Source organism: Pseudomonas sp. WS 5079 (assembly GCF_012985465.1).
GTDB lineage: Bacteria > Pseudomonadota > Gammaproteobacteria > Pseudomonadales > Pseudomonadaceae > Aquipseudomonas.
Map to the genome: position 1 here is coordinate 370,770 of NZ_JAAQWN010000004.1, position 26,357 is coordinate 397,126.

Sequence of the window (26,357 nt, forward strand, 5' to 3'; positions counted from 1 at the left end):
TCAGCGCAGCTTCTTGATACGTTCGCTGGGGCTGATCACGTCAGTCAGGCGGATGCCGAACTTCTCGTTGACCACCACCACTTCGCCATGGGCGATCAGCGTGCCGTTGACCAGCACATCCAGCGGCTCGCCAGCCAGGCGATCAAGCTCGATCACCGAACCCTGGTTGAGTTGCAACAGGTTGCGGATGTTGATTTCGGTGCTGCCCACTTCCATGGAAATCGACACCGGGATATCGAGGATCACGTCCAGGTTGGGCCCATCGAGCGATACGGGCTCATGGTTCTTCGGCACGCTGCCAAACTCTTCCATGGGCAGGCGGTTACCCACCGGCGCAGTGGCGGCGTCGGCCGCCAGCAAGGCGTCGATATCGTCCTGGCCTGCATCGCCGGTCTCTTCCAGGGCAGCCGCCCATTCGTCAGCCAGGGCCTGGTCTTCGGCGGAAGTGTTTTCGTGTTCGGTAGCCATTACATGTCCTCGGCGCAGCAAAAATCATCAATTAGGGGATGCATCAGCGACGGTTGATCGGCTCAACCACTTGCAACGCCAGGTTCCCTTTGTGGGAGCCGAGCTTGACCTTGAACGACGGCACGCCATTGGCGCGCATGATCAATTCGTCCGGCAGTTCGACGGGAATCACATCCCCCGGCTGCATGTGCAAAATATCGCGCAGGCGCAACTGGCGGCGCGCCACGGTGGCACTCAGCGGCACATCGACATCCAGCAAGTCTTCGCGCAGGGCCTTGACCCAGCGTTCGTCCTGGTCGTCGAGGTCGGACTGGAAGCCGGCGTCGAGCATCTCGCGCACCGGCTCGATCATCGAGTACGGCATGGTCACGTGCAGGTCGCCGCCGCCGCCATCGAGTTCGATATGGAAGGTGGAGACCACAATGGCTTCGCTGGGCCCGACGATGTTGGCCATGGCCGGGTTCACTTCCGAGTTGATGTACTCGAAATTGACTTCCATGATCGCCTGCCAGGCTTCCTTCAAGTCGATAAAGGCCTGCTCCAGCACCATGCGCACGACGCGCAACTCGGTGGGGGTGAACTCGCGGCCTTCGATCTTGGCGTGACGGCCGTCGCCGCCGAAGAAGTTGTCCACCAGCTTGAACACCAACTTGGCGTCGAGGATGAACAAGGCGGTGCCGCGCAACGGCTTGATCTTGACCAGGTTCAGGCTGGTAGGCACGTACAGCGAATGCACGTACTCGCCAAACTTCATCACCTGCACGCCGCCCACCGCCACGTCCGCCGAGCGGCGCAGCATGTTGAACATGCTGATCCGGGTGTAGCGGGCAAAACGCTCGTTGATCATCTCCAGGGTCGGCATGCGTCCACGGACGATGCGATCCTGGCTGGTCAGGTCATAACTTTTGACGCTGCCGGGCTCGGCAGCCATTTCGGTCTGTACCAGACCATCGTCGACACCATGCAACAGGGCGTCGATTTCATCCTGGGACAGCAGGTCTTGCACGGCCATGTCGTGATCCTACTGCAATACGAAATTAGTGAAGAGCGCCTGCTCGACCACGACTTTGCCCAGTTCTTTCTGGGCCACTTCCTGCACGCTGGCCGTGACTTTCTGGCGCAACATTTCCTGGCCCACGGGGGTGGCCAGGCTATCGAAACTCTGCCCGGAGAACAGCATCACCAAGTTGTTGCGGATCACCGGCATATGCACCTTGAGCGCATCGAGGTCCGCCTGGTTGCGCGCCAGCAGGGAAATACTCACCTGCAGGTAGCGCTGGCGACCGTTCTGGTTGTAGTTGGCGACAAAGGCCGGGAGCATCTGCTCGAAAATTGCCGGTTGCTTGACGTTGCTGGCAGTCTCGGCCGCAGGTACCGGCTTGCTCTGGGCACTGTGCATAAAGTACCAGGTAGCCCCCACCGACACGCCGATGGCCAGTAACAAGGCCACGACAATCAGCAGGATCATCTTGAGCTTGCCCTTGCCTGCTGCAGGTGCTGTTGCTGCGTCGTCACTCTTCGCCATGCCAATAATCCGTCACTATTCGGGGTTTCATAGATCCACGGGAAGGCAAGAGCAAGTGTTATGCCAGAGTTGTCTGCGGTGAGGGGGAACGCGTCAATGTAGGAGCTGGCTTGCCTGCGATAGCGGTGTATCAGGCGCGAACTATGTCGCTGACACACCGCTATCGCAGGCAAGCCAGCTCCCACATTTTGATCGGCGCCAGTTTCAGGTCAGGCGTAGTAGTCCACGGCGCTGGAGCCGATGACGGACTGGGCTATCGGTGCCGCCACTTCGGTGACTTCGCCAGCCAGGCCCGTATCATGCCCGTCGCTGTGTCCGCCACTGCCGCTGACACCCCGCGCCTGGTTCTGCTGTTGTTCCTGGCCCTGGCCCTGCCAGCCACGGGACTGGTCGGACACGTTCACGTCGACCTGGCCCATGCCCTGCTGGGCGAACATCTCCCGCAGGCGCCCGGACTGGCTTTCCAGGGCCTCGCGCACGGCGGCATGGCCGCTCATGAAGTTCACCTGGGCCTGCTGATCGGCCGTCATGTTCACGCGGATATCCAGGCGCCCCAGCTCGGCAGGCTGCAATTGGATATCGGCAGACTTGAGGTTGGCGCTGGACAGGTACATGACCCGGTTCACCACTTCCTCGGTCCAGCCGCCCTGGTGCATGGCCAGTGGCTGGTTATTCAGTGGCAAGGCGTTGGCGGTCTTGGGCGTGGCAGCCTGGGTCAGGGCGGCCAGGCGATTGGCGAAGTCATCGACGCGGGTGTCGCTGCTCGCGCCCTTCAAGTCCTTGAGGCCGTCTTCGAGCAGGCCGCTAAAGGCCTTTTCGCCACCCTGGTCGGTGCTGTCCTTGGCCGCCTGCTGGTCGACCATGGCCGCCAGGCCGTTGCTGAAGTTCTGCGCGGCGGTAGGTTCGGCCTGGGTTGGCAGGTTCTTTTGCGTAGCCTGGCTGCTGGCGGACACATGACCGCCCTGCTCCATCGCCAGGCGCACAGCCGGCAATGAGTCCAGCGGGTCGGCTTCCGGGTCGAAGGCAGGTGCAACTTCTTCAGTGACCGGCGGCGTGGTCAGCAGCGGCGTGGCGACTTCCTCCACCACGGCGGTCTGAACCGCTACCGGTGCGGGTGTCACGGCCGCGATCAAGGCCGGATCGACCACCCCATCGACCGCTGGCGGCTGGGCTTGCGCCAGGTCCTTGTCGGTATTTTTATCGTCATCGCTGCTGGCTGGCGCGTCCGCCTTGGCGGGCGGCGTGGCAGGCAAAGTCTTGCCGCTATCGGCAACGGCTGGAGTGCCAGCGGCAGGCTTGTCGTTGCCGACATCCTTCTTCGCGCTGGTGTCGGTCGGCTTGTCGCGGCTGGGCTTGGGCGCCATATCCACAGCCTTGGCGGGTGGCGCCTTGGACTCCTTGGCGAACACCTGTGCAAAGCCTGGCGCTTTGGCCCGCGCGTCCGCGGCCGTTGCCTGCGCATTGGCGGGGGAAGCCTGCGGCTTGACCGCGGGAGCGGCCTGCAGGAGCGAGTTGGGGGCTAGAGGCATAAGTCAGGTCTCCGCTGCGCAGGGTCGAGGGCGCAGGCAGAAGATAGAGAGCAAAAGTCGGGCCAGCTTTTCCAACCAGCCCCGCCAACCCTAGAAGCGCTGGCGCTCCGACTCGTACAGCGGCTTGACCAACGCGAACTCGTGATCAATCTGGTCGACCAGATTGCCCAGGTCGCTAATCTCATTCTTGGCCGACTCGACCTCCAGGCGCTGGCACAGGCGCGCCAGGCGCACCGCACCGAGGTTGCCGCTGCTGCCTTTGAAGCTGTGGGCTATGCGCCCCAGCGCCTTGGCGTCATCGCGGGCCTTGCGCAAGGCTTCGACACGTTTTTGCGAGTCATCGAGGAAGGTGTCGAGCAAATGGGGATAGTCGCCCTCCATCACTTCCTGCAAACCCACCAACACTTCACGGTCCATATGTTTGTGCGTCACTTGTTCGCTCCTTGATCAAGAATCGGCGGATTATGCCAGAGCCACCCAGCAAAACTCCACGCACACACTGCGCCCGCCATCCGCCCAGCGTACATTGCTGCTCAGTTGCCGTACCAGGCTCAGCCCGCGCCCGGACAGGCGGTCGACATCCAGCGGTCGCGCCAGGACTTTTTCCACATCAAAGCCCGGGCCGCTGTCTTCGATACGCAGGCTCAGGCTCCCGCCCGCCTCGGTCGGCACCACGTCCAGGTGCACACGCACGTAGCCACTGCTCAACTGGTCGAGCCGCTCGTTGCGCTGGCGATAATAGCGGGCAAAGCCTTGCACATCGCGCTTGAGCTGGGAGTCCAGGCCCAGCACACCATGTTCCAGGGCATTGGAGTACAGCTCGGCCATCACGCTGTACAGCGCCCCGCTCTGGCCGCGCAGGCCGTGGATTTCCAGGAGTAACTGCAACAGGTACGGCAACGGGTTGTAACGCTTGAGGGTCTCGGCCCGAAACTCGAAACTCACCGACCAGTCCAGCGGGCACGACTGCCCGCTGTCGGTGTACAGCAGGGTCGCCGGGTACAGGGGCTGCTCGGCCAGCAAACGGATCTCGACCATGCTGATATCGTCCCGCACCTGGCCACGGAACGCGGCCAGCGCCTGCTCGATCTCGACAAACAGGCGCTCGGGCTCGCGGTTGGCAGAAAACACCTGCTGCAAGCGCTCCACCCCAAACAATTGCTCGTTGGCATCAGCAGTATCGATCACGCCATCAGACAGCAGGAACACCCGGTCGCCCAAGGCCATCGGCCAGACCTCGGTGCGGTCATCAAAGGCCTCGGGGGCCAGCACGCCCAGCGGCAAATGCCGCGACACCAGCGGCGTTCGGCGCCCCGTGGCCACGTCATGCACATAGCCATCGGGCATGCCGCCGTTCCACACCTCCACCACCCGCCGCTGCACACTGAGGCACAGCAGCGTGGCGCAGCAGAACATGTCCACCGGCAGGATGCGCTTAAGCTTGGCGTTCATCTCCCGCAGGGTCTGCGCCAGGCCATAGCCCTTGGCGGTCATGCCATAGAACACCTCGGCCAGGGGCATCGCGCCGACGGCGGCCGGCAAGCCATGGCCGGTGAAATCGCCCAGCAACACATGCATATCGCCCGACGGCGTGTAGGCCGCCAGCAGCAGGTCGCCATTGAACAGCGCATAGGGCGATTGCAGGTAACGGATGTTGCGCGCGGCATTCAGGCAGCCGGAGTGGGCGACCTTGTCGAACACCGCCTTGGCCACCCGCTGCTCATGCAGCAGGTAGTCATGGTGCCGGGCGATCTGGTCGCGCTGCTCAAGTACGGTGGCCTGCAACCGGCGCAGGCGGTCCATGGCATTGATCTTCGCCGCCAGGATGATCCGGTTGTAGGGTTTGGCCAGGAAGTCATCGCCGCCGGCATCCAGGCAGCGTGCCAGGGCTTCACTCTCACGCAGGGACGTGAGGAAGATGATCGGCACCAGCGCCTCGCCGGCCAACTGCTTGATCTGCCGGGCCGCCTCGAAGCCATCCATCACCGGCATCAAGGCATCCATCAACACCAACTGCGGGCGCTCGCGGGCAAATACCTGCACCGCTTGCGCGCCGTCACTGGCGGTGAGCACTTGATGGCCCTGGCCGCGCACGATGGTCGAGAGCAACAAAAGATCGGTAGCGCTGTCTTCAGCGATCAGCACGGTCAGGGTTTCGGGAGCCTGGGCGCTCAACTGATAGCAAACAGTTTGTCGAAGTTGGAGATCGCGAGGATCTTGCGCACGTCAGAGTTGCTGTTGATCACACGCACATCTGCCGCGTTACCCGCATGATCGCGCAGCAACAGGAGCATGCCCAGGGCCGAACTGTCGAGATAGGTGGCCTCTTTCAAGTCCACGATGTAGGTCTGGGGGACCTTGTAGAACCGCTCATAGGCATCACGAAAGGCCTGGTGACTGCCGAAATCGAACCGGCCCTTGATTGCGATCGTCAACTCCTTCCCATCCAGGGACACTTCTGACGCGACTGACATACGACTGCTTCCTTGTCGTGGGTAGGTGCAACAAGGTTTAGCAGGTGATCGCAGAGTGGGCAACAAACGCAATCAAATGGGCGGCGCGCTTGGGTGGTGCGGGCTTGGCCTGATGCTGATCAGTCAAGCGAACGCAATGCTCAACGCAGTGAAGATCAAATGTGTGTGGCTTGCCTGCGGTGGCGGTGGATCAGGTGCCAGAAGTAGTGACTGGACTGCCGCTATCGCGGGCAAGCCCGCTCCCACAGGGGATCTCACTGGGGAAGAGAATGTTGGCACCACCACAGATCAAGTGTGGGAGCGGGCTTGACTGACGGGCATTAGGGCAAGCCCTGGATAGCGGTTTATCAGAAACAAATGAGCGACTGATCCACCGCTAGCGCAGCATGAGCCTCTACACAACTCCTTGATGGTTCCTGGGGTTGTGTAAATACTCATAGCTATCGCAATTTTTGCCTGCCGGCGTGGCTAGTATTGATCCTGACGCGGCAGGCGCTGGGACAGTTCATCGAGCAGCTTTTGCTCGCGCTTGTCCTCCAGCGCCCGTGCTTCGTCGATGTAGCGCTGCACCAGCTTGCGCAGGCCTTCGACCCGGGCGTAGGCCTGTTGCCAGCCTTCGCGGGCCTTGTCCAGGTTGTTCTGGTGCCAGGCCAGGCTCTGGCGCTGCTGGCCGACGGCGCTTTCCAGCTGGTTGAGAAAGTGCTGGTAGTTCATCAGCCACTGCCCGGAAACCCCCTTGCTGCCGCGATCGATCCACTGCTGCTGGTATTCGCCCCGAAAGCGCTCCAGGTCGCCCAGCTTGCTCTCGGCCAGGCGTACCTGGCCCTGGAAATGCCCCAGGCGCTGGGCGGCGGTGCGTTCTGCGCTTTCGGCCATCTCCACCACGGGAGCAAGGCGCGCGGCGCGACTGGTTGCCATGGCCGGTTAACCGCCAGGCGCAGGCGCGAACACCGAGGCCAGGTGCGCTTCGCTTTCGGCCATGCTGATGTTGTCGTTCAGGCCCTGGCGCAGGTAGGTCACCAATTGCGGCTGCAGGGCAATCGCCAGGTCGGTCTCGCGGTCGCCGCCGGCCACATAGGCGCCGACGCTGATCAGGTCGCGACTCTGCTGGTAGCGCGACCACAACTGCTTGAACTGCTGGGCGCGGGTCATATGTTCGGCGCTGACCACCGACGGCATGACCCGGCTGATGGAGGCCTCGATATCGATGGCCGGGTAATGCCCTTCCTCGGCCAGGCGCCGCGACAGCACGATGTGCCCGTCGAGCACGCCCCGCGCCGAGTCGGCAATCGGGTCCTGCTGGTCATCGCCTTCGGACAACACGGTGTAGAACGCCGTGATCGAGCCGCCACCGGCCTCGGCATTCCCCGCCCGCTCCACCAGCTTGGGCAGCTTGGCGAACACGGACGGCGGATAACCCTTGGTCGCCGGCGGCTCGCCAATGGCCAGGGCGATTTCCCGCTGGGCCTGGGCGAAACGCGTGAGCGAGTCCATCAGCAACAGGACATTCTTGCCCTTGTCGCGAAAATATTCGGCAATCCGCGTGCAGTACATGGCCGCGCGCAGACGCATCAGCGGCGCGTCGTCCGCCGGGGACGCCACCACCACCGAGCGCTTGAGGCCTTCTTCACCGAGGATATGCTCGATGAACTCCTTCACCTCACGGCCCCGCTCGCCGATCAGCCCGACCACGATGATGTCGGCCTCGGTAAAGCGCGTCATCATGCCCAGCAGCACACTCTTGCCCACGCCGGTACCGGCGAACAGGCCCAGGCGCTGGCCGCGACCGACCGTCAATAAACCGTTGATACAGCGAATGCCCACGTCCAGCGGCTGGCTGATGGGGTTGCGCTTGAGCGGGTTGATGGTCGGGCCGTCCATCGGCACCCAGTCTTCGGCCTTCATCCCGCCCTTGCCGTCCAGCGCACGGCCGGCGCCGTCGAGCACCCGCCCGAGCATGCTCATGCCCATCGGCAGGCGCCCGGTATCGGCCAGCGGCACGACCCGCGCGCCCGGTGCGATACCGGCGAGACTGCCCACCGGCATCAGGAATATCTTGCTGCCGGAAAAGCCCATGACTTCCGCTTCCACCTGTACCGGGTGGTAACTGTCATCGTTGATCACCAGGCAGCGGCTGCCCATGGCGGCGCGCAGGCCTTCGGCTTCGAGGGTCAGGCCGACCATGCGCAGCAGGCGGCCTTCAAGGATCGGCTGGCCGGGCAACTCGGTGGCTTCGATATAACCGCCCAGGCGCTTGGCGAAGCTGGTGCGGTCAAGGCGCATCAGGCGCGTCCAGGTCGGTGCTCAGGTCGGGCGCCGCTGGGTGCAGGGCCTGTTCGTGCAACTGGTCGAACAGCTTGGCCATGATCTGCGTGATGCGCGTCTCGACCGTAGCATCGATCCGGCTGTGCTCGGTCTCGACCCGGCAACCACCGGGCTGCAACGCGGCATCCTCGACAATCCGCCAGGTTTCCTCATGGCGCTCGCGCAGGGCTTTGACCTGCTCGAAATCCTGCGGATTGATGTACAGCCGCACGTTGCCGACGCCCAGGGGCAGCAGCTTGAGGGCTTCGCGCATCACGCTTTCAATCTGGCTGGAGTCCAGCGCCAGTTCACGCTGGATAACCTGGCGAGTGATGTGTTCCACCAGGCCCACCATGGCTTTTTCCAATTGCGAGTCCTGCTCGGCAATCGGCGCAAACAGGCTGCCCATCAGGCGCTCCAGGCTGGCCAGTTTCACACTGAGGGCCGCGTCAGCTTCCTGGCGGACCTTGAGGGTGGTGCTGTGGAAACCTTCTTTCTCGCCAGTGGCAAAGCCTTCGTTGTAAGCCTCCTGGCGGATGCTTTCGAGCTCTTCGAGGGTCAGTGGCTGGACTTCGTCCAGGGGCACTTCTTCCATTTCCACCGGCACTTCTTCCACCGGCTCAGGCTCGGGCTCAGGCTTGTGCGGGTCGAAGCTGGGCAGCGACCAGACGTCGAACCCGCCGACGTCCCGGGCGCGAATTAGATCGCTGGGCGTCTCATCATTGTTCGACATGCGCTGGGCCTTAGATCATTTCTTCGCCGCCCTTCCCGCCGAGAACGATTTCTCCGGCTTCGGCCATACGGCGGGCAATGGTGAGGATTTCTTTCTGCGCGGTTTCCACGTCGCTGACGCGCACCGGGCCCTTGGCTTCGAGGTCGTCGCGCAACAGTTCGGAGGCACGCTTGGACATGTTCTTGAAGATCTTTTCCTTGACGCCCTCGTCCGAACCCTTGAGGGCCAGCACCAGCACATCGGAGGACACTTCGCGCAGCAACGCCTGGATGCCACGGTCGTCGACATCGGACAGGTTGTTGAACACAAACATCAGGTCTTCGATCTGCACCGACAGGGTGTCGTCGATCTCGCGGATCGAGTCCATCAACTGGCCTTCCACCGAACTGTCGAGGAAGTTCATGATGTCGGCCGCGCGCTTGATACCACCCAGGGTGGTGCGGGCCGCGTTGGAGTTGCCGGAGAACTGCTTCTCCAGGATCGTGTTCAGTTCTTTCAAGGCCGCCGGTTGCACGGTGTTCAACGACGAGACGCGCAGGATGATGTCCAGGCGCACCTTGTGGTCGAAGTGGCCGAGTACTTCGCCGGCCTGGTCCGGGTCCAGGTAAGCCACGACAATCGCCTGGATCTGCGGGTGCTCGTAACGGATCACGTCCGCCACCGCCCGCGGCTCCATCCACTTGAGGCTGTCCAGGCCACTGGTGTTGCCGCCCAGCAGGATGCGGTCGATCAGGCCGTTGGCCTTGTCTTCGCCCAGGGCCGAGGTGAGCATCTTGCGGATATAGCTGTCGGAGCCGACGCCCAGGCTGGTCTGGTCGCCGACGATCTCGACGAACTCGCTCATCACCTGCTCGACTTGCTCACGGTGCACGTTGCGCATCTGCGCCATGGCTACGCCGACCCGTTGCACTTCCTTGGGGCCCATATGGCGCAGCACTTGGGCCGCGTCGGTCTCACCCAGGGACAGCAACAGCACGGCGGCTTTGTCGACCCGGGTCAGCTTGGCAACAGAGGCTCGATTATCACTCATCTGCGTTGATCCACTCTTTCACGACCTGGGCCACACGACCCGGATCTTCTGCCACCAGACTTTTGATTGCATTCAACTGCGCGTCATACCCTTCGCTCGGGCTTGGCAGCAGAATGCTCTGCGGCCCGCCGAGGCTGACGCGGTCGTTGGCCAGTTCGCCATCCAGGCCGCCCATGCCACCCAACTCGACATCGCCGAACGGCGCCAACTGCTTCTTGCCGTGGCCGGTGATGTTGTTGAGCACAGGGCGCAGCACGCCAAACACCAGCACCAGGATGAACAACACCCCCAGCACTTGCTTGACGATGTCCCAGAACCAGGGTTGAGAGTAGAACGGAATATCGGCGATCACCTCGCCGCGCTCCAGGGAGAACGGCATGTTGATCACGCTGACGCTGTCGCCACGGCTGGCATCGAAGCCCACGGCGTCCTGCACCAGGCGGGTGAAGCGCGCCAATTCATCGGCGGTCCACGGCGCGCGGGTAGTTTCGCCGTTGGCGGCGTTGATCTTGACCTGGTCATCCACCACCACCGACACCGACAGGCGGTTCAAGCGCCCTTGCTGTTGCTTGGTGTGGCTGATAGAGCGGTCCAGCTCGAAGTTCTTGGTGGACTGCTGACGCTTGTCGGCCGGGTATGGCGCGAGCATCGGCTGGCCGGTGGCCGGATCCATGATTTGCTGGCCGTTGGCGTCCAGCAGTGGCTGGCCCGGCTGCACGGCACTGGCGGTCGCGGCGGCGCCACCGGTGGTTTGCGGGGCACTGGCCGGGGCTGGCGGCTGATTGCTCAGGGCGCCGGGTACACCTTGCGGCGGACCATTGGCGGCGGTGCGCTGCTCGCTGGTCGATTGCTCGCTGCGCAGGGCCGGCTGGTCGGGGTTGAACTGCTCGGAAGTCGACTCGACGGCGCTGAAGTCCACGTCGGCAGACACTTCAGCCTTGTAGCGGTCGTTGCCCAGCACCGGTTGCAGGATGTTGTGCACACGCTGGGTGAGCATGCTTTCCATGCGGCGGCTGTAGTCGAACTGCTTGCCGGCCATGGTCAGCGCGGAGTTTTCCGCCTGGTCGGAGAGCAGGTTGCCCTTCTGGTCGACCACGGTGATCTGCGACTTGCTCAACTCGGGCACGCTGGTCGCCACCAGATTGACGATGGCCAGGACCTGGCCCGGCTCCAGGGAGCGCCCGGCAAACAGCTCGACCAATACCGAGGCGCTGGGCTTGCGCTCGTCGCGCACGAATACCGAGCTTTTCGGGATGGCCAGGTGCACACGGGCACCCTTGACGTTATTCAGGCTGGCGATGGTGCGCGCCAGTTCGCCTTCCAGGCCGCGACGGTAGCGGGTGGCTTCCATGAACTGGCTGGTACCCAGGCCCTGGTCTTTATCGAGAATCTCAAAGCCGATGTTGCCATCGGTCGGCGCCACACCCGCGCCGGCCAGCTTCAGGCGGGCACGGGCGACGTCGTCGGCCTTGACCAGCAAGGCGCCGGAGTTGGGTTCGATGGTGTAGGCGATATCGGAGGCGGCCAGGGTTTCCATGACCTGCTTGGCATCCATCCCCGCCAGGCTGCCATAAAGCGGCCGGTAATCGGGCTGCTGGGACCACAACACCACGGCAAAACCAATCGCCACGCTGGCAGCCAGGCCGACCATCAGGCCCACCTGACGCAACATGGTCATTTCGGAGAGGTTTTCCAGGAACGACAGGCCAAACAGCGGCGGCTTGCCGTCTGTCTTGGCGGGTACGTTATCCACGACTGCTTCTGCCATGACTTAAATCTCGTCCTTAAACCGGCATCTGCATGATGTCTTGATAAGCCTGAACCAGCTTGTTACGCACCTGGGTCAGAGCCTGGAAGGAAACGCTGGCTTTTTGCGAAGCGATCATCACGTCGGTGAGATCCACGCCGCTCTTGCCGATTTCAAAGGCCGTCGACAATTGAGTGGACGCCTGCTGGGTGTCGCTGACTTTGTTGATGGCTTGGCCGAGCATGTCGGCAAAGCTGCTTTGGCCCAATTCCGGCACTTGCGCGACGGATTTCGGCTGGGACATGGCGTCCATTTGCATGGAACGCATATCCAACATCAACCGATTGAACTCAACACCTTGGCTCATGAACTTCTCTCTCCGACGACCCGCAATTTTTTGACACTACGCAGCGGTTAGTACGGGTAGTAGCAACAAGGGTGCCAGCTCCCTGGCAACTCGTAAGAAAAGCCAACAAACCTTGTCAGCCAATGTGTATCTCAGCTGGCGAAAAGGAACGCTTCCACATCCATCCCGGCATCGCGCATTTGCGCCAGCTTGTAGCGCAGGGTGCGCGGGCTGATGCCCAGGCGCTCGGCCGCCTCTTTGCGCCGGCCACGCTCGGCGCGCAGGGTGTCGATGATCATCTGGAATTCACGGCGCCGCAGGTCGTCGCCCAGGCCACCGGCAGCCTCGGCCGGGGCGCTTTCCAGCGGGGCTGGGGCCAGGCTCGGCATCGGCGCAGAACCGGCGCCGACGGCCAGGCAGAAGTCCTGGGGCTGGATCAGGCCGCCCTGCTGCAAAATCAGCGCGCGCTGGATCGCGTTGTCCAGTTCGCGCACGTTGCCAGGCCATGGGTAACTGATCAGGCAGGCCTGGGCCTCGGCCGACAGGCGCGCCTGGGCGTGCTTCATTTTATTGACGTGCTTGCTCAGCAGGCGCTCGGCCAGTGGCACGATGTCGGCCGGGCGCTCACGCAGCGGGCGCCAGGCCAGCGGGAACACCGAAAGCCGGTAGAACAGATCTTCACGAAAGCGCCCCGCCGCCACTTCGCCGGCAAGGTCGCGGTTGGTGGTGGCGACCACGCGGATATCCAGCTGGATCGGCTTGCGCGCCCCCACCCGCTCCACTTCGCGCTCTTGCAGCACGCGCAGCAGCTTGGCTTGCAGGCCCAGGGGCATTTCGGAGATTTCGTCGAGCAGGATGGTGCCGCCATCGGCCTGCTCGAACTTGCCGGCCTGGGCGGCAATGGCGCCGGTGAACGAGCCTTTTTCATGGCCGAACAAGGTGGCTTCGAGCATGTTGTCGGGGATTGCCGCGCAGTTGATCGCGATAAACGGCTGGCTGGCCCGATGGGATTGCTGGTGGATGTAGCGCGCCAACACTTCCTTGCCGGTACCCGACTCACCAGAGATCAGCACCGTGGAGTCACTGCGGGCGACCTTGGCCGCCAGCTCGAGCAATTGCGCACTGGCCGGCTCGAAGGCGATCGGGCCCTCGCCGTCTGCCGCGCCCACCACGCCAAGCGCATGGCGCGCCACCAGCTCGATCAGCGCCTTGGGCTCGAATGGCTTGACCAGGTAGTCCGCCGCACCCTGGCGCATGGCATCGACCGCGCGCTCTACCGCGCCGTGGGCGGTCATCAACAGCACCGGCAGTTGCGGTTGGCGTGCGCGCAGCAGGCCGAGCAACTGGTGGCCGTCCATGCCGGGCATATTGACGTCGCTGACCACCAGGCTGAAGGACTCTTGCTCCACCGCCGCCAAGGCTTCCTCGGCCGAACCGACCGCCCGATAGTCATGGCCCGCCAACAGCAGCGTGTCAGCCAGTGCTTCACGCAGGGCGCGATCGTCTTCAACCAGTAAAACCTTGATAGCCATTTATCCTTACTCCGCGCTTGCCGCGCCTGAAAACAGCGGCAGCGTTATCAATGCACAGGTGCCGCGCCCCACACGGGAGCGCAACTGCAATTCTCCCTGATGAGCACGGGCCACTGCCTTGACCACGGTCAGCCCCAGGCCGGTCCCGTTGGTCTTGGTGGTAAAGAAAGGTTCGCCCAGGCGCTGCAGCACCGCCGGATCAATCCCGCTGCCGCTGTCGCTGATGCACAGGCGCAGGGTTTGCCCGCGGCTGTACAGGTGCACTTTGAGCCGCGCCCCCGGGCCGCTAGCCTGGCTGGCGTTTTCGATCAGGTTGAGCAGCGCGCCTACCAGGGTGTCGCGGTTGCACAGCAACTCGCCCCAATGGCTGTCGCACTGCCAGCGCACCGACGCCTCCTGGACATGGGTGGCGGCGGCGGCTTGCAGCGCCTGCAGCAAGGCGGCGGGCGTGACGCGGTCGGTCAGCGGCAACTCGCCCCGGGCGAAGACCAGCATGTCGCGCACCTGGTGCTCCAACTCATGCAGGCGCTCCTTGAGCCGCCCGGCAAACCGCTGATGGGTGGCGGCTGGCAATTGCTCATCAGTCAAATGACTGGCGTAGATCAAGGCGGCGGACAACGGCGTGCGAATCTGATGCGCCAGAGAAGCGACCATCCGCCCCAGGGAGGACAGGCGTTCATGGCGCGCCAATTGGTCCTGCAGGTGCCGGGTTTCTGTCAGGTCGTTGAGCAGCACCAGTTGGCCGGGCTCGGCATCCAGGGAACGGGTGGCGATGGACAGGCGGCGCCCGTCCTTGAGGGAAATTTCGTGGCCGTCGTCTTCACGGGGGGCAAAGCAGCGGGTGATGACATGGCGCCACAGCTCGCCTTCCAGCGGCAGGCCCAGTAGGTCGCAGGCTGCCGGGTTGGCTTCGCGCACGCGGCCCTGGTCATCGATCACGATCACGCCACCGGGCAACAGGTCGAGGAGGTTTTGCAGACGGTTGGCCAGGCGCTCTTTCTCGGCCAGCTCTTGCATGCGCTGGGCGCTGACCACCGCCAACTCGCCCTTGAGCTCCGAAACCCGGGCTTCCAGCAGGCTGTAGGAGTCCGTCAACTGGCTGGACATCTGGCTGAACAGCGAAAACGCCTGCTCAAGCCCTTGCCGGCTGATCTGCTCTACGGACGGGACAAGTCCCTGGGTGTCAGGGACTGAAGAAAGGTGGGCGGCGTGGGGCATCGTGCTCTCTCGCTTGGCTGACCGTCAGTTAAACGGAACGTTGCGAGTGCTATAGCAATACCCGTGCCTAAAAAAATATCCTTATTTTTCAGCAGGTTGAAAAACAGGCGTCAATCATCCGCCTGTTCATCACCTTCACGCCGACTCATACCGTACTTGCGCATCTTCTCCACCAGGGTGGTGCGGCGGATGCGCAGGCGCTCGGCGGCACGGGCAACGATGCCATTGGCGTCGTCCAGGGCCTGCTGGATCAACCCTTGTTCGAGGCTGCCGAGGTAGTCCTTCAGGTCCAGGCCTTCGGGCGGCAACATGGCGGTGGCGCCGAAGTCCGGGGTGTGGCCGTTGATCGCGACGCGTTCTTCGAGGTCGCTGCGCAGGCTGTCCACCAGTTGCTCGTCTTCATCGTCGACGTAGCGGAATTTCTTCGGCAACTCGACCACGCCGATCACCCCGTACGGATGCATGATCGCCATGCGCTCCACCAGGTTGGCCAGCTCGCGCACGTTGCCCGGCCAGCCGTGGCGGCACAGGGACATGATCGCGGCAGAGTTGAAACGGATCGAGCCGCGCTTTTCGTGTTCCATGCGCGAGATCAGTTCGTTCATCAGCAACGGGATGTCTTCCACGCGCTCGCGCAGCGGGGCCATCTCGATGGGGAATACGTTGAGGCGGTAGTACAGGTCTTCGCGGAAGCTGCCGACCTCGATCATGCTTTCGAGGTTCTTGTGGGTGGCCGCGATGATGCGCACGTCGACGCTCTGGGTCTTGTTGCTGCCCACACGCTCGAAAGTGCGCTCCTGCAATACGCGCAGCAGCTTGACCTGCATTGGCAGCGGCATGTCGCCGATTTCGTCGAGGAACAGGGTGCCGCCGTTGGCCAGCTCAAAACGCCCGGCACGGCTGGTGATCGCCCCGGTAAAGGCGCCCTTCTCGTGGCCGAACAGTTCGCTTTCGAGCAGCTCCGCAGGGATCGCCCCACAGTTGACCGGCACGAAAGGTCCGTCGCGGCGCTTGGAGTGGTAATGCAGGTTACGCGCGACCACTTCCTTGCCGGTGCCGGACTCGCCGAGGATCAGCACGCTGGCATCGGTATCGGCCACTTGCTGCATCATCTGGCGCACGTGCTGGATCGCACGGCTGGTGCCGACGAGGCTGCGGAACAGATTGGGTTCGCGGTGACGTCCACGCTCGCGGGCCTGGTCGTACATCTCGCGATAGACCTGGGCACGGTGCAGGGAGTCGAGCAATTTGCTATAGCTGGGGGGCATTTCCAGGGTGGAAAGCACACGGCGGCGCTGGTCTTCCGGCAAATCCACGGAAGAAATATCGCCCATCAGCAACACCGGAAGGAACTCATCCCAGGTTGAGAGTGTCTTTAACAGGCCAGGAACTGCGCCAGGAGCGTTTACCGTCCCGATCAGCACACAGATGACTTCACGGCTCGACGACAAAGAGCTGACCGCCTGCTGCCAATCGTGGCTACCGCAGGGCAAATTTTCTTCGCCAAGAAAATTCAAAATCACCGCCAAGTCGCGGCGACGGACGCTATCGTCATCAATCAGCAGAATTTTCGTTTCACGCCACATGCAATAGCAACTTCCCTAGTAAAACTCTAATGCCCTCGAATCGGGGCAATCTAGATAGCTGTAGGCGTTTTCTGCGCTACGGATACCTGACGTCTGAAAATAGCACTAGTTAAGTCAAAATTATGCGAGCAGTCAAATTTATGACGCGCTATGTTCGGATTAACTGAGCCAGATCAGCCGAACAGATGGTAAACCTTTGACGCATTTTTCGCTTGGTTGATCTGCGACATCTCTTCAAATATCGCCTGGCGCTCGCCGGTCGTCACTTCCAGCAACTGCTGGTAGACCGCTAACAGGCTTTCCAGCTTCTCCCGCAGCGCGTCCTCGTCCACCGGCGCTTCGCTGAGCACCTCGTCGATCCAGACACGGCAGCCCATGTCCAATTCGCTGATCGCATCCCAATTGCGCTCTGCCAGTGCGCCAACCAAAGCGTCGCGGGTTTCGTCAATCCGTTGCAGTGCGTGGCTCATGCTGTGTTCCTCAAGGCCGACGGCCTTATTGTGGCGCGATGGCATCCCAGCCACTTTTGACAGTAATCAACAAACGCGCGACTTCGTCGATCATGTCGGCATCGTTGACGCCATTGGCCTCAACCAGACGGTTACTCATGTACTCGTACAACGCATCCAATTGCTGCACCGCCGCTGGATCCTCGGCTTTTTCCGGCTCCAGGCCATCACGCAGGCCGGAGATGATTTCAATCGCCTTGCCCAGCATCAGGCCCTTCTGGGCGATATCACCACGGCTCAATGCGCCTTTGGCCTGAGCCATGCGATCGAGGCCGCCTTCCATCAGCATCTGCACCAGACGGTGCGGGCTGGCTTCGGAGATCTGGGCGTGGGAATTGACCTTCTGGTATTGGCGAAGGGCTCTCATAGGGTTCATGTTGCTACCTCGTAACAGGCCACAGTCAAATAGGATTGCTTAAGTAGTTTTTCGACTGTACCGAGAAAAACTTTAATCCCTCACCGAGTGCCCGGGCCCTTTTTCAGGGCCTGCGGGCGCACCATCCATCAGTTCGACTTAGGGTTGTTCAACGAGTTGAGGGTGGTCATGATGCTGGAGCTGCGGGAGTTGATCTGCGCGATCATGGTGTCCATGGCGGTGTACTTGGCCGACAGGGATTTCTGCAGGGCTTCCATGCGGCGGTCCAGGTCGGCCTTTTCAGTGGTCAGATCAGTCAGCTTGTTGTTGAGATCTGTCGCACGGGTCGCCAGGGTGCCGGTGGTACCGACATAGCTGCTGGTCGCCTTGTTCATGCGCGTGATCAGGCCGGTATCGCCAGTGAACATCTTGGCAATGTCGCCAGCGCCCTTGATCACGGCCTTGTCCCAGGTCTTGTCTTCCAGGCTCAGCAAGCCGGTTTTCTGGTCAGTGGTGATGCCCATCTGGGCCAGGCTGGTCATGCTGCCCGCGCCCTTGCCGTTGACCAGCTCGGAACGCAGGCTGGAGACCAACTGACGCATCGACGCATCACCGGTCAAGGCCCCCGCCGTGGTGGTGGAGGCATCGCCGGTGGCGGTGACCTTGGTCTGGGTGTTGATGGCGGTCATCAGGGCGTTGTAGGCGGTGACGAACGATTGTACTGAGGTCTTCAGGGTGTCGGTGTTGCTGGCGACGGTAAGCGTAACCTTCTTGGTCAGGTCACCATCCAGCAGTTCCAGGGTCACGCCGCTGATCGCGGAAGTGATCTTGTTGCTGGTGGACTCCATCTTGACGCCATCGATGGAGTAGTTGGCGTTCACCGGCGGCGTACCCTTGTCATAACCAACCGCCAGCTCTGAATCACCGCTAAGGGTGATGTCAGTGTCTTTACCACTGTTGCTGGAAGTCAGGACCAGGCGCCCACCGTTGGAGTCACTCAGGACGTTGGCACTGATGCCCTGGGCAGAAAGCTGGGTATTGATGGATTCGCGAACCTCTTGCAAGGTCGCACCTCCAGGCACCAATACATCGTAGCTTTTACCCGACTGGGTAATCGTCAGCGTCTGGGCTTCATCACTGGCATTGGCTTTGCCCGAGGCGCCACCTTCGATGACCTTGCTGGAGACCTTCGACGAGGTCGCCAGATTATCGACCTTAAGGATGTATTTGCCAGGGGCCGCGCCGTCACCCAGGGTGACCTTGGCGTTTTTTTCTTCGGAGGTAGTGGCGGCCAGGCCATTGAAGGCGGACTGGTTGTTCAACTTGGTGATTGCCGCCTGGTAGGCTTCCAGCGCCGTTTTCACCGAGCCCACGGCCGACAGCTTGACGGTGGCGTCTTTCTGCTGGGCGGTGATCTGCGCCTCTTTGGGCGCGCGTTCGGCCCCCACCAACGCCTTGACGATGGCTTGGGTGTCGTAGCCCGAACCTGGGCCGGAAATCGTTGAACTAGCCATTTGCTACTCTCCTTGTCCTGCGGTTGCCGCTTTTTTGGCGTACGAACGCCCAAGCAGCAATCAGAAACATGTTTCGTGCCAACTCAAGCCTTTGTATCAAACAACAGGCTGCTGGCATCGCTCAGGTTCTGCGCCAGCTTCAGCGCAGTCTCCGATGGAATCTGTCGGATCACTTCACCACTGTCGGTCGCGATCACCTTGACCACCACTTTGCCGGTGGAATCATCGATGGAAAAATCCAGGTTGCGCTGTGAAGCCTGCACAAACTCACGCATATCGGTTACAGCTTTTTCCAGCGCCACGCGCTGCGGCTCTTCGGCGGGCTCGGTCTCGGCCTGCGGGACAGGCTTGGCCTGTGGCGCAGTCGCGACGGGAGCCTGGGTGGTAGCAGCCGGGTAAGACGCGTTCAGCTTGATGCTCATGTCCATGTCATCACCTCCAAACTGAAAAAACGGAAGGGCACGTTAGCACCCCCCCGTTGATTAACCGCTAGCCGATATTACTGAAGCAGCTTCAGTACAGCGGATGGCAGTTGGTTGGCCTGGGACAGGATCGCAGTGGAAGCCTGTTGCAGGGTTTGTTGCTTGGTCAGTTCAGCGGCTTCGGAAGCGAAGTCAGCGTCTTCTACGCGGCCTTTGGCAGCCGAGGAGTTCTGCGAAATGCTCTGCAGGTTGGCCACGGTGCTGGCGAAACGGTTTTGCACCGCACCCAGCTGCGAACGCTGGCTGTCGATCTGCTGCATGGCGTCGTCCAGGGCCTGGATGGCTTGCTGGGACGAAGCGGCGGACAGGATGCTCAGGTCGGAGACGCTGGTTTCCATGGTGACGGCAGTTTTGGTGCCGGCGTTGGCAACAGCGGTCAGACCCAAGGCAGCCAGGCCAGTACCAGCGCTACCGTCCTTGATGGTGATGTCTTTGTCAGCGAACAGGTTCAGGGTACCGTCAGCGTTTTTGCTGGCTTGAACACCGGTGCTGGCGCTGTTGATCGAAGCTACGATTGCGTCAGCGGTGTCGCCTTTCTTGAACTTGACTTCAACGCCGTTCACGTCGATGGAAGTGTCAGCGGTCAGTTTTGCTTGAGTAGTGCCAGCCGACAGGCCCAACTGCGACAGTGAACCGCTGGAAGTGTTCGACAGCTTGATGTCTGCACCGTCACCTGAAGTCAGTTTTACACGACCGTCAGTGAAAGTTGCGGAGGCGCCAGCAGCCGCGCCGCCAGCAGCATTAGTCAGTTTAGTCAGTACGCTAGTCAACGTGTCAGCATTAGCCCAAGTAACAGCAGTGCCATTGACGGAGATAGAACCAGCAGCCCCCATAGGACCGGCCAGGGTTGGAGCTGCAGCAGTAGTGGTACCTGGAGCGCCCAGACCAAGTTTGGCCAGACCGTCGGTAGCACTACCTACAGCAGAGGCACCCAGAACGATATCGCTCTTCGACGACAGGGTTACGATACCTGCAGGAGTCGTAGTAGCGGTGACACCGGTCTGATCAGTCTTAGCGTTGATAGCTGCAGCTGCGTCAGTACCTGCTTGAAGACCAGCAGTGGCGACGCCCAGTGCAATCTCTACACCGTTAATTGTGAATGCGTCGGTGGCAACTGTAGCTGTTGCAGCAGCACCGGTTTTAACAGCCCGCTCACCCAGCACCGAACCTGTAGCAGTAGCTGCCAAGCCTTTCATCGCAGTACCGTCTACAGCAGCTTCTTTGTAGTTGCCCTTCAAAGCAGTCGAGCTGATGTCAGTCATACCGAACGAGATAGTTTCGTTAGCGTTGGCACCGATCTGGAACGCTACGTTGCTGAACGAGCCGTCCAGCAGGTTACGACCACCGAAGGTGGTGGTGCTGGCGATACGGTTCAGCTCGCCGACTTTAGCGGTGAATTCTTGTTGCAGGGAAACACGGTCAGCGTCGCTTTTATCACCGTTCGCCGCTTGCAGGGCGAGTTCACGCAGACGCTGCAGGGTGTTGGTGGATTCTTGCATCGCGCCTTCAGCGGTCTGGGCAATCGACACGCCGTTGTTGGCGTTGGAGATTGCAACGTTCAGGCCTTTGACCTGGTTGTTCAGACGGTTGGCGATCTGCATGCCAGCGGCGTCGTCTTTGGCGCTGTTGATTTTCAGGCCAGAAGACAGACGGTTCATCGACTGGCTCAAAGCGTCGGAGGCTTTGTTCAGGTTCTTCTGGACGCCCAGGGAAGTAATGTTGGTGTTTACGGACATTGCCATGACGAAATCCTCGTGAGTTGGATACTGCGGCTTCCGGCCCTGGCAACCGCCGGGTGTGGCCTAGAGAACCTTCGTAATAGTTATCGTCGTGAATGCAGGTTGCTTGAGGATTTTTTTGATTTTTTTTGCTAGCCCTGTGCCACCCCTTGTATTTCAAGGCCTTATAGAGGCGTGAAACGCCAGCAATCACGGGTTACTGGCGCCAAAACTTCGCCTTCAAGACCGCCCCCCCTTGTAGGAGCGAGCTTGCTCGCGAAGGACGTTAACGATGACGCGGGCATTCAGAATGCACGCGGCGCCCTCAGGTTCTTCGCGAGCAAGCTCGCTCCTACAGAGGAGAGGCATAAAAAAACGCCCATGATCTTTCGATCATGGGCGTTTTTTGTGCAGTCTATTAGAGCATCACGGCCGATAGATAATCGCCGAACCCCACGACAGGCCAACGCCAAACCCACTCAGGGCCACGCGCTTCCACTCGGCGTCCATCACGTGCTTTTCCAGCAGCAGCGGAATGCTCGACGACACGGTGTTGCCGGTCTCGACCATGTCCTTGATGAACTTCTCCACTGGCGCATCTTCAAAGCGGCGGGCCACGGCGTCGACAATCGCCGCGCTGCCCTGGTGGATGCAGAACGCGTCGATGTCATCGGCCACAAGGTCCGACTCTTTGAGCAGCTCATGCAAATGCGCCGGCACTTTGAGCAATGCGAAGTTGAAGACCTGGCGGCCATTCATGAAGAACACCCCATCGCTGACCTTCAAGTGCGGTGCGCCGGAGCCGTCGGTGCCGAACTTGGCCTTGCCCAGCTGCCAGGGAGCGTCTTCGCCCATCCAGGTAGCGGTGGCGGCGTCGCCAAACAGCATGGTGGTGTTGCGATCTTCCGGGTCGACGATCTTCGAGTACGGGTCGGCGGTCACCAGCAGGCCGTTTTTCAGGCCGGCGGCTTCCATGAAGCCTTTCATCGCGTAGATGCCGTAGACGTAGCCGGAGCAGCCCAGGGAGATATCGAAGGCCGCGACGTGGGTTGGCAGGCCCAGCTTGTCCTGGACGATGGCGGCGGTGTGCGGCAGCCCTTCTTCGTCGCCGTTCTGGGTCACGACGATCAGCGCGTCAATCGACTCACGCTTGAGCCCGGGGTTGTTGGCAAACAAGGCATTGACTGCCTCGACGCACAAATCCGAGGTTTCCTGTGCAGCATCCTTGCGCGGCAGGAACGCCGAGCCGATCTTGCCAATGATGAACTCTTCATCCTTGGCGAATTTTGCACCCTGGGCGTAGTTGTCCAGCCCTTCTGCCGGCACGTAGCTGGCGATGCTTTTTATGCCAATCATTGTGGCTTCCCAATACAAAATAGCTGGAGAACACCCCTGAAAACCCTTCAGGAGCGCTGACAATAAAGGGGATAACCCCGCAAAAACCCGCCGAAACTACCGAAGCCAAAGCCTGCAAAGCGGTCTGGCCTTTTCACACGATACAGTGAAGATGCGCTTTATGACTCATAGGTCACTCATTTTTGTGCGCTTTGTTCAAAAGCCTGCGCCAAAAACGACAACGGCCCACCCTGTTTCCACGGTGGGCCGTCGGGTCTTGCCAGGCCGATTACATCCGGCTGAACAGGCTCAACTGGGAGATTTTCACAAACGCCAGCTGCGAGGCCTCCAGCATTGCCTTCTGGAACGCCAGGTCAATCGAGGCGGTAGCCACATCGGTATCCGCAATGGCGGAGGTGGTCGACTTGTTGGCCAGCACCATGCTGGTGTTCTCGGTTTCCTGGATCGACAGCGAGTTCATCCGCGCGCCAATGGAGCCGCGCACACTATCCACCTGGGCCATGGAGGCCTTGATATTGGTAATGGCCGCGTTGACCACATCGGTCACCATGGCCTGGGCCAGCGGGTTGCCGTCGGACGGGGTTTCCAGGGCCTGGCGCAACTGGCTGAGGGTATCCAGGGCATTTTGCGTCTTGTGGGTATTGGAACCCACGGCGAACTGGTCACCGATGTCTGGCGCACCGGTGAGGTCGAACTTAACGCCTGCAGCGGTGATGCTGTCTGGTGTCGCGGGCACCGGCGGTGGCCCCGGCTGGGCTGGCGTGCCAGGTACCACAGTGCCGTTGGAGACCGGCTTGCTGTCAGCGGTGATCGGCTGGGCATACACCTCGTAAGCAGTGGCCGAGGTGAATTTGATCACCGCACCCTTGTTCGGGAACGTGCTGCTGTAATCCGCCTGACTGGTGACCGTGCCACCCGCCAACTGCGCCGAGGACTGGTTGCTCGGCGTGCGCGAGACACTGAAGCTGTCCGGCTTGCTTTGCAGGGTGAATTCGCGGTCCTTGTAGATCGCGTCCGCTTCGGCGCCGGGCTTGGCGTCGCCCAGGTTCTGGCCGATATCAAACGTCACGCCGCGCACGGTGACCGACGCACTGCCTTCCTTGGTCGCATCGAACTTGCCGTTGCCCGGGGTTTGCGACGTGATGTCGTTACCCGCCGCATCCGACACGGTGTACTCGGTGCTGCTGATAAAGGTCAGCTTGTACGGCTGGCCGCCAGTGAAGCTGCTGTCGTAGGTCGACGGCGAGGTCACGATGCCGCCCGAGACCAGCACCTTGCCATCGTTGACACTACCGATGGCCTGGGTGCGACCAGCATTCACCGTGCCTTCGAGGATCGACTTGCCGGTGTCGTTGACCACCATCGACAAAGTGTCCGAGACCTTCAGGCTCAGGGGCGTTTCGTCACCCTGGTAGCTGTAGGTGCCGTCGCTGTTACGGGCGTAGGGCGGCGTATCGCTCTTGCCGCCGGCAAACAGGTAATGACCGGACGAGTCCTTGCTGTTGAGCAGGCTCAGCACCTGCTTCTCGATTTCACCGATTTCGGCGGCCACGGTCTTGCGCTCGGCATCGCTGATACCGCCACCGCCCTTACCCGCCACTTTCAGCGACAGTTCACTGGCACGCTGCAGCGCAGTGTCGAGAGCGTCAAGCACGCTTTCCTCGCTGTTGAGCGAGTTCTTCATGCTGCCGATATTGCCGGCATACTGCCCCAACATGTCCTGCTGCTGTTGCAGCAGCAGCAAACGCGCCGCGCCCACCGGATCATCCGCCGCAGTTTGGATACGCACGCCGGAGTCGATCTGCTGCTGCGTCTTGATGACGTTGGAGAAGTTGTTGGTGTAACGCGCAGTCGTGGTATTGAAATACTGTTCGGTCGAGATTCGCATCGTCTCAAACTCCCTTAAAGACTGTTGATCAGCGTGCTGAAGGTTTCTTGCGCAGCTTTAATGATCTGCGACGACGCGGTGTAGTACTGCTGGAAACGGATCATGTCGCCGGCCTCCTCGTCCAGGTTGACCTGGGACACGGAGCTGCGATTAGAGGTGGCGGCCGCAAGCATGGCGCTGGTCGCGCTGTTGTCGACGTTGGCCTGGCTGGCCTTGCCGCCCACGGACGAGACCAACTGGCTGTACGCGGTGCTCATGCTCACGCCGGCGTTGCCATCGGTGGCGCCCACGGTCTTGCGGGTTTGCAGGTCGAGCAATTGCAGGGCGTTGCGGTTGTCGAGCTTGCCGCTGCTGTTGAACGACACGGTGTAGCTATCATCCGGCTTGGGTTCGCCACGGATCACTGTGTTGACCCCGAACGTCTTCGCATTACCGGCGCCGTCGACGTAGGGCACATTGATCGTCAGCTTGTTGTCCTGACCGGGCACGATGGTACCGGTGCCAATGGGCTGGCCCTGGGCATTATTGATCACATAGCTCTGGGTGCCATCGGCGGCACGCTCGCCAAAGGTCATCTTGACCGGCATCGAGCTCTTGATTGCCGCTTCCAACTGCGCCGTGTCGGCACCGCCATGGATATCCAGGGGCAGCGTCAGGGTCGGCGGATCAAACACGCCAGTGCCGCTGTTGTTCTTGTTGCCCTCGGCCAGCAGCGGCGCAGAAAACGCCAGCTTGTTGGGGTCGGTCATCACCACCTTGAGGTCCATGGCGCCACCGGCGGTCGGGCTGACCTTGAACGTATCGCCAGCAGCCACCGGGCCCTTGCCATCGAGGGCCAGGGTGAAGCCGTCGATTTCCGGTGGCGCCTGGGTGATGTCGAAGGTGCCCATGGACTTACCGTCCGAACGCAGCACGGTGTAATTCTTGTCGTCACTGAAGGTCACCTTGTAGTCAAAGGTGCTCAGTTTGCTGGTGTCTTTGATCGTGACGTTCAGGTTGCCGGAGTTCGCACTGTTGCTGGAGCCGCCCACACTGCGCTGGCCGATGGCAAACACACTGTTGATGTCATTGAACAGCGCGGCGCCGAACTGCCCGTTGGCGTCCAGGCCCTGCCCCAACTGGGTATTGACCGCTTCACCGACAACCATGGCGGTACGCCCCAGGTCGTTGATGGCCGGCATCAGCACGTCCTGGCGATACCGCAGCAAGCCGCCAATGGAGCCACCGCTGACCACCGAACTGACGTCCATCGGTTGCCCACCGGTGGTCAACACCACCGAGTACTGACTCTTGTCATCCTTGCTCGGCACCGCCGACAGCTTGTTCGACACGCCGTCCGCGACCAGGGTTTGCCCGGTGCCCAGGGAGACATTGAAGTGGCCGTCCGCCTCAGTGACCTTGACCCCCACCAGTTCGTTGAGCGAGCGCACCGCTTCGTTGCGCGCATCCAGCAGGTTCGCCGGCTCGCCGTTGCCCTGGCCCTTGGCCTGGGAAATCTGCTGGTTGAGGGCGGCAATCGAGGAGGTCAACTGGTTGACCTGGCCGGTGATGGTTTCCAGTTGGCTGTTGATGCCTTCTTTCTGTTTATTCAGTTCGGTCGCAATCGAGTTGAAGCGGTTGCCCAGGGTCTGGGCAATGGTCAAGACCAACTGGCGCGCGGAGTTGTCGCTAGGGTTTGCCGAGGACGTCTGCAACGCGGCGAAGAAACTGTTCAAGGCCGCACCGACCCCGGTGGACTTGTCGGACAGCAGCTTATCCACCGAACCGATCTGGTCCAGGTAGGCCTTGGCGTCGAAGTTCAGCGATGTGGTGGTCTGCAACTGGGTGTCGAGGAACTGGTTATATACCCGGCGCACATCCGACAGCGTCGTGCCAGTGCCGACAAAGACCCCGCCGACCCCGGACATGCCATTGGCCGTCTGCATGGTCTGCTGACGCGAGTATCCAGGGGTCTTGGCGTTGGCAATGTTGTTACTCAAGGTCGCAAGCGATCCCTGAGCCGCATTGAGTCCTGACATCCCGATATTGAGCAAACCCATGGTT

General features: G+C 61.4%; 24 protein-coding genes. All 24 read right to left on the reverse strand.

Going from position 1 to position 26,357, the window contains the following annotated elements; genetic code table 11:
• Positions 1-468 carry a flagellar motor switch protein FliN gene (fliN, locus tag HBO05_RS13290; RefSeq protein WP_029292534.1) on the reverse strand — a complete coding sequence of 156 codons (468 nt, stop codon included), beginning with the start codon at positions 466-468 and terminating at the stop codon, positions 1-3.
• Positions 469-511: 43 nt separating this feature from the next.
• The gene (fliM, locus tag HBO05_RS13295; protein ID WP_029292532.1) at positions 512-1,480 is read right to left on the reverse strand and encodes a flagellar motor switch protein FliM; all 969 of its coding nucleotides are present in this window, start codon (positions 1,478-1,480) and stop codon (positions 512-514) included.
• A gap of 9 nt (positions 1,481-1,489) precedes the next feature.
• Complete coding sequence (gene fliL, locus HBO05_RS13300; RefSeq protein ID WP_169955936.1) at positions 1,490-1,993, reverse strand: flagellar basal body-associated protein FliL; 504 nt, start codon at positions 1,991-1,993, stop codon at positions 1,490-1,492.
• A gap of 209 nt (positions 1,994-2,202) precedes the next feature.
• A complete protein-coding gene (locus HBO05_RS13305; RefSeq protein ID WP_172312855.1) occupies positions 2,203-3,522 on the reverse strand; it encodes a flagellar hook-length control protein FliK in 1,320 nt (439 codons plus the stop codon).
• Between the two features lie 90 nt (positions 3,523-3,612).
• Complete coding sequence (locus tag HBO05_RS13310) at positions 3,613-3,954, reverse strand: Hpt domain-containing protein (protein ID WP_169955932.1); 342 nt, start codon at positions 3,952-3,954, stop codon at positions 3,613-3,615.
• A 30-nt stretch (positions 3,955-3,984) separates the two neighbouring features.
• Positions 3,985-5,697 (reverse strand): fused response regulator/phosphatase, encoded by a 1,713-nt coding sequence (locus HBO05_RS13315; RefSeq protein WP_170056959.1) that lies wholly within the window; start codon positions 5,695-5,697, stop codon positions 3,985-3,987.
• Entirely contained in the window at positions 5,694-5,996 is a 303-nt protein-coding gene (locus HBO05_RS13320; protein WP_169955928.1) for an STAS domain-containing protein, read from the reverse strand. Before HBO05_RS13320 ends, HBO05_RS13315 begins: the two co-directional genes overlap by 4 nt.
• A gap of 468 nt (positions 5,997-6,464) precedes the next feature.
• Positions 6,465-6,914 (reverse strand): flagellar export protein FliJ, encoded by a 450-nt coding sequence (fliJ, locus tag HBO05_RS13325; protein ID WP_057444567.1) that lies wholly within the window; start codon positions 6,912-6,914, stop codon positions 6,465-6,467.
• Positions 6,915-6,920: 6 nt separating this feature from the next.
• Complete coding sequence (fliI, locus tag HBO05_RS13330) at positions 6,921-8,279, reverse strand: flagellar protein export ATPase FliI (RefSeq protein ID WP_029292518.1); 1,359 nt, start codon at positions 8,277-8,279, stop codon at positions 6,921-6,923.
• A complete protein-coding gene (gene fliH, locus HBO05_RS13335) occupies positions 8,269-9,033 on the reverse strand; it encodes a flagellar assembly protein FliH (RefSeq protein WP_169955925.1) in 765 nt (254 codons plus the stop codon). The genes fliI and fliH overlap by 11 nt, the downstream gene beginning before the upstream one ends.
• A 10-nt stretch (positions 9,034-9,043) precedes the next feature.
• Entirely contained in the window at positions 9,044-10,063 is a 1,020-nt protein-coding gene (gene fliG, locus HBO05_RS13340) for a flagellar motor switch protein FliG (RefSeq protein ID WP_029292514.1), read from the reverse strand.
• Entirely contained in the window at positions 10,056-11,831 is a 1,776-nt protein-coding gene (fliF, locus tag HBO05_RS13345) for a flagellar basal-body MS-ring/collar protein FliF (protein WP_170042618.1), read from the reverse strand. The genes fliG and fliF overlap by 8 nt, the downstream gene beginning before the upstream one ends.
• Positions 11,832-11,847: 16 nt before the next feature.
• On the reverse strand, positions 11,848-12,177 hold the full coding sequence (fliE, locus tag HBO05_RS13350; RefSeq protein WP_169955921.1) for a flagellar hook-basal body complex protein FliE: 330 nt from the start codon (positions 12,175-12,177) through the stop codon (positions 11,848-11,850).
• 131 nt (positions 12,178-12,308) lie between these two features.
• Positions 12,309-13,688: a sigma-54 dependent transcriptional regulator gene (locus HBO05_RS13355; RefSeq protein ID WP_169955920.1), complete on the reverse strand. Its 1,380-nt coding sequence runs from the start codon at positions 13,686-13,688 to the stop codon at positions 12,309-12,311.
• A gap of 6 nt (positions 13,689-13,694) precedes the next feature.
• Positions 13,695-14,906, reverse strand: coding sequence for an ATP-binding protein (locus HBO05_RS13360; RefSeq protein WP_178121051.1), 1,212 nt, complete (start codon positions 14,904-14,906; stop codon positions 13,695-13,697).
• A 110-nt stretch (positions 14,907-15,016) separates the two neighbouring features.
• Positions 15,017-16,492 (reverse strand): sigma-54 dependent transcriptional regulator, encoded by a 1,476-nt coding sequence (locus HBO05_RS13365; protein ID WP_169955919.1) that lies wholly within the window; start codon positions 16,490-16,492, stop codon positions 15,017-15,019.
• 173 nt (positions 16,493-16,665) lie between these two features.
• Positions 16,666-16,962, reverse strand: a complete 297-nt coding sequence (locus tag HBO05_RS13370; RefSeq protein ID WP_057438799.1) for a flagellar assembly protein FliT — start codon at positions 16,960-16,962, stop codon at positions 16,666-16,668.
• Between the two features lie 25 nt (positions 16,963-16,987).
• Positions 16,988-17,377, reverse strand: coding sequence for a flagellar export chaperone FliS (gene fliS / locus HBO05_RS13375; RefSeq protein WP_029292498.1), 390 nt, complete (start codon positions 17,375-17,377; stop codon positions 16,988-16,990).
• Between the two features lie 128 nt (positions 17,378-17,505).
• The gene (gene fliD, locus HBO05_RS13380) at positions 17,506-18,870 is read right to left on the reverse strand and encodes a flagellar filament capping protein FliD (protein ID WP_172312857.1); all 1,365 of its coding nucleotides are present in this window, start codon (positions 18,868-18,870) and stop codon (positions 17,506-17,508) included.
• 83 nt (positions 18,871-18,953) lie between these two features.
• Positions 18,954-19,298, reverse strand: a complete 345-nt coding sequence (locus HBO05_RS13385) for a flagellar protein FlaG (RefSeq protein ID WP_133714225.1) — start codon at positions 19,296-19,298, stop codon at positions 18,954-18,956.
• Positions 19,299-19,369: 71 nt separating this feature from the next.
• Positions 19,370-21,094 carry a flagellin gene (locus HBO05_RS13390; RefSeq protein ID WP_172312859.1) on the reverse strand — a complete coding sequence of 575 codons (1,725 nt, stop codon included), beginning with the start codon at positions 21,092-21,094 and terminating at the stop codon, positions 19,370-19,372.
• Between the two features lie 402 nt (positions 21,095-21,496).
• Positions 21,497-22,426, reverse strand: coding sequence for a ketoacyl-ACP synthase III (locus tag HBO05_RS13395; protein ID WP_170042614.1), 930 nt, complete (start codon positions 22,424-22,426; stop codon positions 21,497-21,499).
• Between the two features lie 268 nt (positions 22,427-22,694).
• Positions 22,695-24,314 (reverse strand): flagellar hook-associated protein 3, encoded by a 1,620-nt coding sequence (locus HBO05_RS13400; protein WP_172312861.1) that lies wholly within the window; start codon positions 24,312-24,314, stop codon positions 22,695-22,697.
• 14 nt (positions 24,315-24,328) lie between these two features.
• A complete protein-coding gene (flgK, locus tag HBO05_RS13405; RefSeq protein WP_169955912.1) occupies positions 24,329-26,353 on the reverse strand; it encodes a flagellar hook-associated protein FlgK in 2,025 nt (674 codons plus the stop codon).
• Positions 26,354-26,357 lie beyond the last annotated feature (4 nt).